Below are 12548 nucleotides of genomic sequence, written 5' to 3'. Positions count from 1 at the left end.
GGAGGTGTGAGAAAAAAGCGGCGTAGGCGAGCGGGCCTGGCGTCGCGCGCGAGTCATGCGCGCACGGCTGTTCGGCAGCGGCGCTCATCATAATGAGCCCCATGCCCACGCGCAGCGCACCGCCGCAAAACCCCCCTGCCTCAGGCGCACCTCTTTCCTCCGCCTCCCCGCAACCGCCAACGCCTCCATCCACCGGCCGTTTCATTGGCTGGCTGTCCTTGGCCCAATTGATCAGCTGGGGGAGCGTGTTTTACCTGTTCGGCCTGTTGCTGGAACCGGTGGAACTAGAGCTGGGCCTGACACGGGCCCAAACCTCGCTGGGCTTCAGCCTGGCGCTGCTCGCCGAGGGCCTGTTGGCCTGGCCCGTGGGCCGATGGATCGACCGAGGGCATGAGCGCGCCGTGATGGTCGGCGGCTCGCTGCTGCTGGCCCTGGGCTTGCTCTTGCACAGCCAGATCGACGGCCTCGCGGCCTTTTACGCGGTCTGGCTGCTGCTGGGCGTGGGCTTGGCCGGGGCGCTGTACCCGCCGGTCTTCGCGGTGATCATCCGCCGCTACCCGCAAGACTTCCGCCGCGCCATCATCATCGTCACCTTCCTGGGCGGGTTGGCCAGCACGGTCTTCATCCCCTTGAGCGCCGGGCTCATCCACGTGCTAGGTTGGCGCCACGCGCTCTGGCCGCTGGCCGCTCTGCACCTGCTGGTCTGCGTGCCCATCCACTGGCATGTGCTGCGCAATGCGGCCCGGCCGGAACCCAGCCATGCCCAGGCGCAATCCACCAAGGCGCGAACCACTGCAGGCAAAGACTTCGAGAAAAAAGAAGTCACCGCGTCCCAAGCCAGCACCCCACCACCCACGCTGCGGCAGCACCTGCTGAGCGCGCCCTACCTGCTCGTGGGCTTGTTCATCGTGCTCTTCATGGGCGTGTCCTCGGCGATCCCGCCGCACCTGGTCAGCCTGCTGCGCGGCTACGGCTTGCCCGAGACCTGGGCCATCCTGGCGCCCGCCCTGATCGGCGTGGTCCAGGTCGCGGGGCGTGCCCTGCTCTTTTTCTTCGAGGCGCGCTGGAGCCTGCACACCGTCAACCGCCTCATCCCCGGCCTTGTGCCGCTGGCCTTGCTGACACTGCTGCTCGCGCCGCTGCTGGCCGCGCCCTTCGCGGGCCATGCGCTGTCCGTGCAGATCGGGCTGGTGCTGTTGTTCGTGGCCATCTACGGTCTGGGCAACGGCATGCTCACCATCGTCAAAGGCACGGCCGTGGCCGAGTACGTGGACCGCCAACACGCCGCCAGCCTGAACGGCGCACTCGGCCTGCCCCAGGCCTTGAGCCGAGCGGCCATGCCCTGGCTGCTGGGCGTGATGTGGACCCCGGCCGCCGCCTACCGCAATGGCTTGTGGTTGATGCTGGGCCTGTGCGTGGTGGGATTGGTGGCGCTGGTGTGGGCGCAACACCATGCGAGTCGACAGGCCAATGAATTACACAAGCCGGCTTGATTCCGCAGGCGCGGCAATTAAGATCACGCGAACTCAACCCCACAGGAGCCCAACATGCCCAAAGGCGTACAGCGCAACGACAAGATGGCGAAGAAACCCAAGAAAGACAAGAGCCCGCCGCAGGAATCCTCGTCCGTGTCCACCCGACCCGTCGCGCCGACCACGGCGGTGATGCCTAAGGGGAAGATGAAGAACAAGTGAGTGGGGGCTGCGGATACCCAAAACACCACTCCACAAAAACAAGGCCGCGACCTCGGGCGGCCCAGAATCCAACTCGCGATGGAAATGCTTTTCGATCCACTGCTGAGAGCTCTCGAGACGGGGAATTGGGGCATCGTCTTCCTCGTGGTCGCAGTGGCCCTCATCTTCAATCTTCGCGCGATTCTTGACTTCTTCGAACACCGCAGGCAACGGCGAGAGGAGTTCGTCAAAGAGGCACTCAAGATTGATGCGCTGACTGACGCTTCTCGATCAATTTTTGAGGAAGAACTCAACTATCTTCTGTTCAAAAAAATCACTGGTATATCGGCGAACCGAGCACTTCGAGAAAAGCTCAAGGACATAGTTGATCGATCGGCCGGTGAAGTACAACTCTCCCATCTTTGTCGGGTAAAAAATCTCCTTAGGATGAAGAGCGGAAAACTGAGTGTTGTCGTCAGTCGATCAGCACGCTTCGAATGGGGACTCAACTGGCTACTGGCTATCGCGATGGCGCTTTTCGCGCTTACCTTCTTCATGCTCCCCAGTGCACTCAAAGGAGTAACGCTACAGCAACTAGGATCGCTCATGACTCTAGGTATGCTTTTCTTCGTGTTCGCGCTTTTCTTGGTCTCACAAACAGTACCCGTCTCTACCGCCAAGTGGTTAGGGCCACTTGTCACAAGGCTCGAATCGGCAAGTACCGAGAATGACAATTAACCCGTCGTATATGGACTCCTCTCAACGACAAGCGGCTAATCGATTGAGAGCCGACGGGTAAATCGCGATCAACCGTGTCGGCACACGAACTTTTTTGCTGAAATTCGATACAGGACCGGGCTACCTGGTTTACTACACGGAAAGGAATGGCGAATTGATCGTCCTTCTCGCGGGTGGAGACAAGTCCAGGCAACAACAAGACATCCAGGCTGCGATTGCGCTCGCCCGAAACTTGTAGGAATACCGAAATGGCGAGAACCAAGACACCCCAGAAGACGAGGACGCTTAGCTACGACGTGGCGGAACAACTGCGCACGCCTGAAGAGATGGCTGCATACTTGGATGCATGGTTTGTTGAGGCGCCTGATGACGCCGCCGGCATTGCCAGAGCACTCGGCGATATTGCACGCGCCAAAGGGATGACCCAGGTCGCAAGGGATGCAGGTTTGAGCCGCGAAAGCCTTTACAAGGCATTGAGCGAAAACGGCAACCCGAGCTTCGCGACCGTCCTGAAAGTAGCTCGCGCACTCGGCGTTCGTCTGCACGCAGAGGTTGCTTGAGGTCGGCACACGCCATGCTGTGATCCGACACAGTACGGACCCAGCCGCTGGCGCGGCACCCATGACACCTCACTAGAATGCACAAGCCGATCCTCGTGATCGGCAGCGTTCTCAGGGCGGGGTGCAATTCCCCACCGGCGGTAATTGCAGGCAACTGCAAAAGCCCGCGAGCGCCCGGCCTCCGCCCTTGTGGAAGCCGGGGTCAGCAGATCTGGTGCGATGCCAGAGCCGACGGTGACAGTCCGGATGAAAGAGATCGCGTGCTCAGGCCGGGAACGCCGCATGGCGCACCCGGCCGTTGCGCGTGCGCCCTGATTCTGGCCTTCACTCTTTGCGAGTTCATCCATGAATCAGATCCTCACCAAAACCCCCACTCTCGATGTGCCGGAGCAGGCAGACCTGCATGCGCCGCGCATCGCCATCCTCAGCGCGAGCTGGCATGAAGATATCGTCGCCAACGCGGTCACGGCGGCTCGCGACGAGCTATCGCGAAGTTCAACCTCACCGCCGCAGGTCGAACTCTTTCAGGTGCCCGGCGCTTTTGAGATTCCACTGCACGCGCTCCAGCTCGCCGCGTCAGGGGACTACGACGCCATCATCGCCTGCGGCCTGGTGGTCAACGGCGGCATCTACCGCCATGATTTCGTCGCCGCCGCGGTGATCAACGGTTTGATGCAGGTCCAGCTGCAGACGGCCGTGCCCGTTTTCTCGGCCGTGCTCACGCCCCGAGACTTTCACGAGCACGAAGAGCACCAGCGCTTCTTCCGTGAGCACTTCGTCAAGAAGGGCAACGAAGTGGCACGCGCATGCATGGAGACGTTGAACAGCCTTGCCAAGCTCCGTCACTCCGCCTCAGCACGACATCGCGCGCAGAGGCTTTGAACTCAAGGCTGCGGCGTCACCGCCGCTCGACGTAATCCAACACCGCCTCCAACATCTGCCTGACGTAAGGCTGGATACCCACGGCCTTCGCGGGCAGGTAGTCGAAGGGTTGTTGCTCCAGCATGTAGCTGGCCTGCGTCATCTCCAGCTGGATGGCGTGCACGCCCTGCGCGGGCTGGCCGTGCTGGCGGGTGATGTGGCCGCCCTTGAAGCGGCCGTTGAGCACGGCGCTGTAGCCGCCTTGCGCGGCCTCGCGGCCGATGGCGAGCAGTTGTTCGGCCAGGGCCGGGGCGCAGCTGGCGCCGTCGGCGGTGCCGAGGTTGAGGTCGGGCAGGCGGCCCTCGAAAAAGCGCGGCACGACCGAGCGGATAGAGTGCGCGTCCCACAGGGCGGCCACGCCATGCGCGGCCTTGAGCCGCGCGAGTTCGGCGCTCAGCTGCGCGTGGTAGGGGTGCCAGATGGCGTCACGACGCGCGGCGATCTCGGCCTCGTCGGGTTGCTCGGCCGGATCGCGGTACAGGGGCGTATCGTCGAAAGTGTCCACCGGGCACAGACCGGTCACGCTGCGGCCGGGGTAGAGGCTGCTGCCGTCCGGTGGACGGTTGAGGTCGATGACGTAGCGCGAATGCGTGGCCACGAGCACCGAGGCGCCGAGTTCGTCGGCGAAGTCGTAAAGCCGCTCAAGGTGCCAGTCGGTGTCGGGCACGCCACGCGCTTCCTCGGTCAGGCGCTGCGCCAGCGCGGGCGGCACATGGGTGCCCACGTGCGGCATGGAGATCAGCAAGGGACGCGTGCCCTGGCAAAAGCGGAAGGGCGGCTCGTTCGTGGTGAAGTTCATGGGCGGGTGTTCTCCAGAAGTTGACGGCGTGCCGCGATGAAAGCCGCGCGGGCGCTGGCGCTTTGCGCATGCTGTCCGTCTTGCACGCGCAGTTGACCACCGGCCCAGACCCGGGCGATGGCCGATTGGCGGTGGCTGGCGAAGACATGGGCGGAGAGCATGTCTTCGGGCGTGTTCAATCCCTGCAGCAGCGGATGCGCGGCGTCCAGCTCCACCAGGTCGGCGCGCTGGCCCACGGTCAGACCGGCCGTGCTCGTCAAGGCGCCGTCGTTCAGGTGACCGCTGGCTTGGGCACCCCCCGCCACAGCGGCCAAGGTCATGGCCGTGGCCACGTGGGGCTGCGCCGCCGTGGCCAGCACATTGCGTTGGCGAGTGGCGAGACGCTGGCTGTATTCGAGCATCAGCAGTTCCTCGGCAGCATTCACCGTGGCGTGGCTGTCCGAGCCCACACCCCAGCGGCCGCCAGCGGCCAGCCACTGCGGTAGATCGAAGATGCCATCACCCAGATTGGCCTCGGTCGTCGGGCACAGGCCTGCGACCGCGCCGGTGGCGGCCGCGCGACGGTATTCGTCCGCGTCCATGTGGGTCGCGTGCACCAGGCACCAGTGCGCGTCCACCGGCGCGTGGTTCAGCAGCCACTGCACCGGGCGCTGGCCGCTCCAGGCCAGGCAGGCTTCGACCTCGCCGGTCTGCTCGGCGATGTGGATGTGGATGGGGGCGGTCGGGTCTTGGGCACGCAGTCCTTCAAGCGCCGCCCGCAAGGCATCGGGCGGCACGGCACGCAGCGAGTGCGGCGCCAGGCCCAGGCGCGCGCCCTGCGCCGCGCACAACGGGCGCAGGCGGTCCAGCAGCGTGAGCATGTTGTCGGTGGATCGAATGAAGCGGCGCTGACCTTGGCTCGGTGGCGTGCCGCCGAAGCCGCTGGTCTGGTAGAGCACGGGCAACAAGGTGAGACCGATGCCCGCCGTCTGCGCCGCGCGCAGCAGGCAGAGTGACAGCGTGGCGTCGTCGGCGTAAGCCTGACCATCCCGGTCGTGGTGCACGTAGTGGAACTCGCAAACGTGGGTGTAGCCCGCTTCCAGCATCTCCACGTAGAGGCCCGTGGCCACGGCCTCCAATTGCTCGGGCGTGAGCGCGCCTGCCAGTCGGTACATCAGCTCGCGCCAGCTCCAGAAACTGTCTTGTGCGGTGGCGCGGTATTCGGTCAGTCCGCCCATGGCACGCTGGAAGGCGTGCGAATGCAGATTGGGCAAGCCAGGCAACACGGGGCCGCTGGCCTGAGTGACGCCGTGTGGCCGATGGCTGCCGGGCAGCACGGTGGTCAAGACCCCAGCAGCGTCCCATTGCAGCAGCACGTCGCGCGCCCAGCCCCCGGGCAGGAGGGCGTCCGTGGCGAACAGCGCCCGTGCGGGTTGGATCGAAGAGGGCTGGGCTTCAGGCGGTTTGGGCATGGCCATGGGTGGGCTCCACAGTAGCGTCCAGGGCCTGCGTGACGACCTGCACCAGCGCCTGGACAAAACGCAGGTTGTCGTCTTCGCTGCCGATGGACACGCGCAGACAGTTTGTGAACCCCGGCTCCTTCCAGGGTTTGACGATCACGCCCCGGGCCAGCAAGGCCTCGGCCACCGGCGCGCTGGGGCGGCCCAAGTCCAGGAAGAGGAAGTTGGCCGCCGAGGGCGCGATGCGCAGGCCCGCGAACGGATGCCCAGGCTGGCCGGGCTGCGCGCGCGCACGCAGGCGCGCGGCCAGCGCCTCGCGCAGCTGCACGGTGCGGGCCACGCTGGCCTGCATGTGCACGGAGTCGTTCCAGGCCGCCAGCGCGGCACATTGCGCGACGTGATTGACATTGAAGGGCGAGCGCACTTTGTCGAGCAGGGCCACCAGCCCCGCGTCTCGAGCGACGCCATAGCCCACGCGCAGACCGGCCAGGCCCCAGGCCTTGGAGAAGGTGCGCAGCACGATCCACGGCCCGTGGCGCGCTTGCAGCAGTTCCAAGACCTCGGGATAGTTGGCCTGCAGGCGAGCGTACTCGTAGTAAGCCTCGTCCACGACCAACACGGTGTGGTCGGGCGTCGCGGCGAGCAAACGCGTCATCGCAGCGCGGTCGAAGGCGCAGCCCACGGGGTTCGAGGGGTTGGGCACGAAGGCCAGCTTGGGGCCGCGTGCCAAGGCCGCGCACCAGGCGTCGACATCGAAGGCCATGGCTTCGGTCAAGTCGAGCAGTTCAAGGTCCGCGCCCATCATGCGGGGATAGATTTCGTGCAAGCCGAAGGCGGGGCGTTGGGTCAGCACACGGTCACCCGGCTGCAAGAAGACCTCACACAGCAGCTTGAGCAGATCTTCCGAACCGTTGCCGAACACCAGGCGCTCGGGCGCGACATTCAGGCCTTGGGCGATGGCCGCGCGCAAGGCCGAGCAACGCGCGTCGGGGTAGCGGCTGATCTCACCGCTCAGGGCCAGCTCAGCCAGCACCCGGGCCACGGCGGGACTCGGGCCAAAAGGGTTTTCGTTGCTGGCCAGGCAGGCCAAGGGTTGCTCGGGCGGCAAGTGGTAACGCTGACGCACGACGGTGGGCGACAGGCCGGCGTTGTAGTCCGGCAGGCCGCGCGCCTGCGGTCGGGCCAGGGACAAGAGCCGGTCGGACGCAACTGTGGGCGTGGCAGTGGGGGAAGCGGTCATAGGCCGAAGATCTTTCCGGGGTTGAGCAGGTTCAGCGGGTCCAGCGCCTGCTTGACGGCGCGCATGGTCGCCAGTTCTTGGGGCGTGCGGCTGAGACCCAGATAAGGCTTCTTGTGCAAGCCAATGCCATGCTCGGCCGAAACACTGCCCTGGTAACGCGCGACGAGTTCGTACAGCAGTTCCTCCAGAAGCTCGGTCTGGTGACCGATGCTCGCGCCGTCGGTGGTGACATGCAGGTTGCTGTCGCCGATGTGGCCGAAGAAGAGCGTGTGGTGACCGGGCCAGCGTGCGTCGAGGGCCGCGCGGCAGACTTCGGCAAAACGGCCGATGTCGGCCTGGGGCAGGCTGACGTCGAAATTGATCGGTGGGTGCAGCCGGGTCGAGAACTCGGCCGGGGCCTCGCGCAGCTTCCACAAGGAACGCGCTTGCGCGGCTGACTGGGCCAGCACGGCATCGACCGCCTCGCCCGCTTGCAGGGCTTCGTCCAACACGGCCTCCACCGCTGCGCGCAAGCTGTCGTCGTCGCGTCCGTCGAGGTCAACCAGGGCCAGCAAGGGATGGGGCTGCGCAAAAGGCGGCTGCAACTGCTGCCACGCCAGCGAGGTCTGCACGAAGTCGTTCCACATCAACTCAAACGCCGCGACGCCGTTGCCGAAGCGCGCCTGCAGACGGGCCAACGCATCCAGCGCAGCGTCGAAATGCGGCAAGGCCAGCAGGGCCGTGGTGCGCGCGCCGGGCCGGGGCCGCAAGCGCAGCAGCACGCGCGTGACGATACCCAGCGTGCCTTCGGCGCCGATGAAAAACTGCTTGAGGTCGTAGCCCGTGTTGTTCTTGATCATCGGACGCAGCATGGGCAGCACCGTGCCATCGGCCAGCACCACTTCCAGCCCCAGCACCTGCTCGCGCAGCATGCCGAACTGCAGCACGCCATTGCCCCCGGCATTGGTGGCGACGTTGCCGCCGATCTGGCAACTGCCGCGCGCGCCCAGGTCCACGCCAAACTGCAGGCCCACGGATAGCGCCGCGTCCTGCACGGCCTGCAAGGTCGCACCGGCTTGGGCCTGGAGGACAGCGGTGCGGGCATCGATCTGCTCGATGGCCTGCATGCGTTCGAGCGACAGCACGACGCAGCCGGGCACGGGCACGGCCCCGCCCGCCAGGCCGGTGCGTCCACCTTGCGGCACCACGGGCATGCGGTGCGCGCTGCACAGGCGCATCAACGCGCTGACCTGCTGTGTGTCGCGGGGTCGTACCAATGCCAGCGGGCACACGGGCGGCGCGCCGCTCCAGTCCGTGTGGTAACTCTCGGGCACCTCGGGGCCGGGCAGCACGAGGTCCGCGCCGAGGGTGGCCGTCAGTTCTTCAAGCAAGCGACTTGAGGACATCGTTGGGCTCTTACTGTCGAGGGTCAGGGCCTCAGGCTTGCCGAGTCGTGCGACGTCGCACGGACCCGACGCCCCTGACGCACGATCACGCAGCGCGGCTTGTGGCCCAGCCAGTAGGCCAGCTCGGCCGCGTCCTGCACGGGCCAGAGCACGAAGTTGGCCGACCGCCCCACGGCCAGTGTGCCGTGGCTGTGCTGCAAGCCCAGGGCCTGGGCCGCGTGGCGGGTTACCCCGGCCAGCACCTCGGGCACGGTCAGGCGGAACAGGGTGCAGGCCATGTTCATCATCAAGAGCAGGCTGAGCGTGGGCGACGTGCCAGGGTTGTGGTCGGTGGACACGGCCATGGGCACGCCCGCCTCGCGGAGTGCTGCGACGGGCGGCAGGTGCGTGTCACGCAAAAAGTAGTACGCGCCGGGCAACAGCACGGCCACGGTGCCTGCTTGCCGCATGGCCGCGATGCCTTCGGCGCTCAGGTGTTCGATGTGATCACAAGACAGAGCGCCGTAGCGCGCGGCCAGCGCCGCGCCGCCCATGTCCGACAACTGCTCGGCATGCAGCTTGACGGGTAGGCCCAGGGCCTGGGCAGCGCGGAACACCTGCTCGGTCTCGGCCAGCGTGAAGGCGATGCGCTCGCAGAACACATCCACCGCGTCGATCAGGCCCTCGGCGGCCAGGGCCGGCATCATCTCCTGGCAGACGAGATCGATGTAGGCCTGGCTGCGGCCCGCGTATTCGGGCGGCAGGGCGTGAGCGCCGAGGAAGGTGGTGCGTACCGTGACGCCGAACTGTTCGCCCAAGCGACGCGCGACGCGCAGCTGGGTGCGTTCGTGTTCGAGGCTCAAGCCGTAGCCCGACTTGATCTCGATGGCGCAGACGCCTTCGTCCAGCAGCGCCTGCAGGCGCGGCGCGGTCTGCGTTAGCAACTCGTCATCGCTTGCGGCCCGCGTGGCGCGCACGCTGGAGACGATGCCCCCTCCAGCGCGGGCCACGTCTTCATAGCTCGCACCGGCCAGTCGCATGGCGAATTCATTGGCGCGCTGGCCGCCATAGACCAGGTGGGTGTGGCAGTCCACCAAGCCCGGCGTGGCCAAGGCGCCCTGTGCGTCGTGGCGCGGCAGGGTTGCGTACTCGGCGGGCAGATCGGCACGCGCGCCCAGCCAACGGATATGGCCCTCGCCGACGACCAAGGCCGCATCGGGCAGCGCGGCCGAGCCCGGCCCGCAGGCTTCGGGCGCCAGGGTGAGATCGGTCCAGACACCGTCGGCACTGGGCAATTCCTGGATGTTCATGCGTGCTCCCATTCGATGGACACGGCCAGCAAGGCCGCCAGGCCATGTTGCACTGCGGGCCGCAGGTGCACGGGCCCACCGCCATCGTGCCACCACAGGCCGTGGTGGGTGGCGAGCGTCCAAGTGACCCCCGTGTTGGCATCCGTGTCGGCACCTTGGTCGGCTCGCCGCCCCTCGGGGACGTGGGCACTCGGCGCCGTGGCGTCGCGCGGCGCGTTCGAAGCGCCTGCCAACTGCCAGTGTCCCGCCAACACCATCAACAGCCCTGCGTCCGTGGGCGGCAGCGACACGGCTTCGCGGACCACCACCACCTGCGCGCGGCAACGACCGCGTCGGGTCATGACGTTGAAGTCATGGCAGTCGCCCGCGATCAGATCGCCTTGCACTGGCGCTTCGCCGGGAAAGGCGAACGGCTCCCAGGGCCGGTCCAGCCGGTGGTCCACGGCGCCGTCATGGCTGTGCAAGCGCACGCCCGCGCCTTCGAGCAAGGTGATCACGCGGTCCACCTGCTCGAACCGCGAGAACGGTCCATCGCTGGCGATGTGGGCGATGCTGACGCGCCAGTCGAACGCGTCCATGCCCGCGCCCGGCGGTTGGCACACGATTTCGCGCGTGACACCGCCACCGTTTTTCCACGGCGTGGCGGGCAATTGCTGGCGGTCGAAGAGATGGACAGGCATGGCGCGAATCAGGTCGGGGCGGTACGAATCAAGGCGCTGAGTTCAAGGCACCCACATGCGGCGTTTGGAAGCGGCATTTGGATGCGGCGCTTCAGCGCAACATCGGCAGCTTCAGGCCAAACTTCTTGGCGGTCTCGATCGCCAGTTCGTAGCCCGCGTCGGCATGGCGCATCACGCCCGAGCCGCAGTCGTTGACCAGCACGCGCGCCAGGCGCTCGGCTGCCGCATCGCTGCCGTCGGCCACGATCACCATGCCCGCGTGCTGCGAGTAGCCCATGCCCACGCCGCCGCCGTGGTGCAGGCTGACCCAGCTGGCGCCGCCCGCAGTGTTGAGCAAGGCGTTGAGCAGCGGCCAGTCGCTCACGGCGTCGGTGCCGTCCTTCATGCCCTCGGTCTCGCGGTTGGGGCTGGCGACCGAGCCGGTGTCCAGGTGGTCCCGGCCGATCACGATGGGGGCCTTGAGTTCACCCTTCTTCACCATCTCGTTGAAGGCCAGACCCGCGATGTGGCGCTCGCCCAAGCCCAGCCAGCAGATGCGCGCGGGCAGGCCCTGGAAGGCAATGCGCTCGCGCGCCATGTCCAGCCAGCGCACCATGTGCTTGTTGTGCGGGAACAGTTCCTTGAGCTTGGCGTCGGTCTTGTAGATGTCCTCGGGGTCGCCCGAAAGCGCAACCCAGCGGAACGGCCCCTTGCCCTCGCAGAACAGCGGGCGGATGTAGGCCGGCACGAAACCGGGGAAATCGAAGGCGTTCTTCAAGCCCTCGTCGAAGGCGACCTGGCGGATGTTGTTGCCGTAGTCCACCGTCGGAATGCCCATGGCCTGGAAGTCCAACATGGCTTGCACATGCACCGCGCAGCCTTTGGCGGCGGCGGCCTTGAGCGTGGCATGCTGGGCCGGGTCGCGCTGCGCGGTCTTCCACTGCGCGACGGTCCAGCCCGGCGGCAGGTAACCGTTGATCAGGTCGTGGGCCGAGGTCTGGTCGGTCACGATGTCGGGCTTGATCGCATTCGGGCCGCCCGCCTTGGCGCGACGCACCAGCTCGGGCAGCACCTCGGCGGCGTTGCCCAGCAGCGCGATGGAGACCGCTTCCTTCTTGGCCGTGTGGTGCTCGATCAGCGCGAGCGCGTCGTCGATGTCCTTGGCCTGCTTGTCCACGTAGCGGGTGCGCAGGCGGAAGTCGATGCTGCTTTGCTGGCATTCGATGGCCAGCACGCAGGCACCGGCCAGCACACCGGCCAAGGTTTGCGCGCCGCCCATGCCGCCCAGGCCGGCCGTCAAGATCCACTTGCCCGAGAGGTCGTTGTTGTAGTGCTGGCGCCCGGCCTCGACGAAGGTCTCGAAGGTGCCTTGCACGATGCCCTGGCCACCGATGTAGATCCAGCTGCCCGCCGTCATCTGGCCGTACATGAACAGGCCCTTGCGGTCCAGCTCATTGAAGTGCTCCCAGTGGGCCCACTTGGGCACGAGGTTGGAATTGGCGATCAGCACGCGCGGCGCGTGGGCGTGGGTCTTGAAGACACCCACCGGCTTGCCCGACTGAACAAGCAGTGATTCGTCGTCGTTCAGGTCCTTGAGCGAGGCCAGGATCTGGTCAAAGCATTCCCAGTTGCGCGCGGCGCGGCCGATGCCGCCGTAGACCACCAGGGCCTGCGGGTTCTCGGCCACGTCGGGGTCCAGGTTGTTTTGGATCATGCGGTAGGCCGCCTCGGTGATCCAGTTCTTGCAATGCAAGGTGTTGCCGCGCGGGGCGCGGATCACGCGGGTCGGGTCCAGGCGAGGGTCGGTGGAGGTGGTCATGGGAAGCTCCTGGGACAGAAGATCTT

Annotated in this window: 12 protein-coding genes and 1 riboswitch; of the genes, 5 read left to right on the top strand and 7 right to left on the bottom strand. The window is 66.4% G+C overall.

Features of this window, described 5'->3' with window-relative positions; genetic code table 11:
- Positions 1 to 101: 101 nt before the first annotated feature.
- From ACLBKS_RS10080 to ACLBKS_RS10060, 5 genes are all read left to right on the top strand, one after another.
- Positions 102 to 1493 carry an MFS transporter gene (locus ACLBKS_RS10080; protein WP_410192670.1) on the top strand — a complete coding sequence of 464 codons (1392 nt, stop codon included), beginning with the start codon at positions 102 to 104 and terminating at the stop codon, positions 1491 to 1493.
- A 54-nt stretch (positions 1494 to 1547) separates the two neighbouring features.
- A complete protein-coding gene (locus tag ACLBKS_RS10075) occupies positions 1548 to 1694 on the top strand; it encodes a hypothetical protein (protein ID WP_410192669.1) in 147 nt (48 codons plus the stop codon).
- A gap of 78 nt (positions 1695 to 1772) precedes the next feature.
- Positions 1773 to 2411 (top strand): hypothetical protein, encoded by a 639-nt coding sequence (locus tag ACLBKS_RS10070; RefSeq protein ID WP_410192668.1) that lies wholly within the window; start codon positions 1773 to 1775, stop codon positions 2409 to 2411.
- Positions 2412 to 2659: 248 nt separating this feature from the next.
- Positions 2660 to 2971 (top strand): addiction module antidote protein, encoded by a 312-nt coding sequence (locus ACLBKS_RS10065; protein ID WP_410192667.1) that lies wholly within the window; start codon positions 2660 to 2662, stop codon positions 2969 to 2971.
- A gap of 103 nt (positions 2972 to 3074) precedes the next feature.
- Positions 3075 to 3233, top strand: a riboswitch (FMN riboswitch).
- Between the two features lie 83 nt (positions 3234 to 3316).
- Positions 3317 to 3853: a 6,7-dimethyl-8-ribityllumazine synthase gene (locus tag ACLBKS_RS10060; protein ID WP_410192666.1), complete on the top strand. Its 537-nt coding sequence runs from the start codon at positions 3317 to 3319 to the stop codon at positions 3851 to 3853.
- Between the two features lie 16 nt (positions 3854 to 3869).
- Here the strand turns inward: ACLBKS_RS10060 and hutG are convergent, their stop codons facing one another.
- From hutG to hutU, 7 genes are all read right to left on the bottom strand, one after another.
- Positions 3870 to 4691, bottom strand: coding sequence for an N-formylglutamate deformylase (hutG, locus tag ACLBKS_RS10055; RefSeq protein WP_410192665.1), 822 nt, complete (start codon positions 4689 to 4691; stop codon positions 3870 to 3872).
- Positions 4688 to 6148, bottom strand: a complete 1461-nt coding sequence (locus tag ACLBKS_RS10050) for a formimidoylglutamate deiminase (RefSeq protein WP_410192664.1) — start codon at positions 6146 to 6148, stop codon at positions 4688 to 4690. Before ACLBKS_RS10050 ends, hutG begins: the two co-directional genes overlap by 4 nt.
- The gene (locus tag ACLBKS_RS10045; protein ID WP_410192663.1) at positions 6126 to 7370 is read right to left on the bottom strand and encodes an aminotransferase class I/II-fold pyridoxal phosphate-dependent enzyme; all 1245 of its coding nucleotides are present in this window, start codon (positions 7368 to 7370) and stop codon (positions 6126 to 6128) included. The genes ACLBKS_RS10050 and ACLBKS_RS10045 overlap by 23 nt, the downstream gene beginning before the upstream one ends.
- Complete coding sequence (locus ACLBKS_RS10040; RefSeq protein WP_410192662.1) at positions 7367 to 8755, bottom strand: FAD-binding oxidoreductase; 1389 nt, start codon at positions 8753 to 8755, stop codon at positions 7367 to 7369. Before ACLBKS_RS10040 ends, ACLBKS_RS10045 begins: the two co-directional genes overlap by 4 nt.
- Positions 8756 to 8778: 23 nt before the next feature.
- Positions 8779 to 10044, bottom strand: coding sequence for an imidazolonepropionase (gene hutI, locus ACLBKS_RS10035; protein ID WP_410192661.1), 1266 nt, complete (start codon positions 10042 to 10044; stop codon positions 8779 to 8781).
- On the bottom strand, positions 10041 to 10724 hold the full coding sequence (locus ACLBKS_RS10030) for a HutD family protein (protein WP_410192660.1): 684 nt from the start codon (positions 10722 to 10724) through the stop codon (positions 10041 to 10043). The genes hutI and ACLBKS_RS10030 overlap by 4 nt, the downstream gene beginning before the upstream one ends.
- Before the next feature lie 91 nt (positions 10725 to 10815).
- Positions 10816 to 12522 carry a urocanate hydratase gene (gene hutU / locus ACLBKS_RS10025; RefSeq protein ID WP_410192659.1) on the bottom strand — a complete coding sequence of 569 codons (1707 nt, stop codon included), beginning with the start codon at positions 12520 to 12522 and terminating at the stop codon, positions 10816 to 10818.
- Between the last annotated feature and the right edge of the window lie 26 nt (positions 12523 to 12548).

Origin of the sequence: Hylemonella sp. W303a, assembly GCF_046452315.1 — a bacterium.
In the GTDB taxonomy this organism is placed as follows: Bacteria; Pseudomonadota; Gammaproteobacteria; order Burkholderiales; family Burkholderiaceae_C; genus Hylemonella.
Note: the sequence above shows the minus strand (reverse complement) of the source record. Positions and strands in the feature narration are given on the sequence as shown.

Coding starts and splice junctions, on each gene's coding strand:
- ACLBKS_RS10070 (WP_410192668.1), top strand. CDS start 1,773: ATGGAAATGCTTTTCGATCCACTGCTGAGAGCTCTCGAGACGGGGAAT.
- hutG (WP_410192665.1), bottom strand. CDS start 4,691: ATGAACTTCACCACGAACGAGCCGCCCTTCCGCTTTTGCCAGGGCACG.
- ACLBKS_RS10050 (WP_410192664.1), bottom strand. CDS start 6,148: ATGGCCATGCCCAAACCGCCTGAAGCCCAGCCCTCTTCGATCCAACCC.
- ACLBKS_RS10045 (WP_410192663.1), bottom strand. CDS start 7,370: ATGACCGCTTCCCCCACTGCCACGCCCACAGTTGCGTCCGACCGGCTC.
- ACLBKS_RS10060 (WP_410192666.1), top strand. CDS start 3,317: ATGAATCAGATCCTCACCAAAACCCCCACTCTCGATGTGCCGGAGCAG.
- ACLBKS_RS10065 (WP_410192667.1), top strand. CDS start 2,660: ATGGCGAGAACCAAGACACCCCAGAAGACGAGGACGCTTAGCTACGAC.
- ACLBKS_RS10040 (WP_410192662.1), bottom strand. CDS start 8,755: ATGTCCTCAAGTCGCTTGCTTGAAGAACTGACGGCCACCCTCGGCGCG.
- ACLBKS_RS10075 (WP_410192669.1), top strand. CDS start 1,548: ATGCCCAAAGGCGTACAGCGCAACGACAAGATGGCGAAGAAACCCAAG.
- ACLBKS_RS10030 (WP_410192660.1), bottom strand. CDS start 10,724: ATGCCTGTCCATCTCTTCGACCGCCAGCAATTGCCCGCCACGCCGTGG.
- ACLBKS_RS10080 (WP_410192670.1), top strand. CDS start 102: ATGCCCACGCGCAGCGCACCGCCGCAAAACCCCCCTGCCTCAGGCGCA.
- hutU (WP_410192659.1), bottom strand. CDS start 12,522: ATGACCACCTCCACCGACCCTCGCCTGGACCCGACCCGCGTGATCCGC.
- hutI (WP_410192661.1), bottom strand. CDS start 10,044: ATGAACATCCAGGAATTGCCCAGTGCCGACGGTGTCTGGACCGATCTC.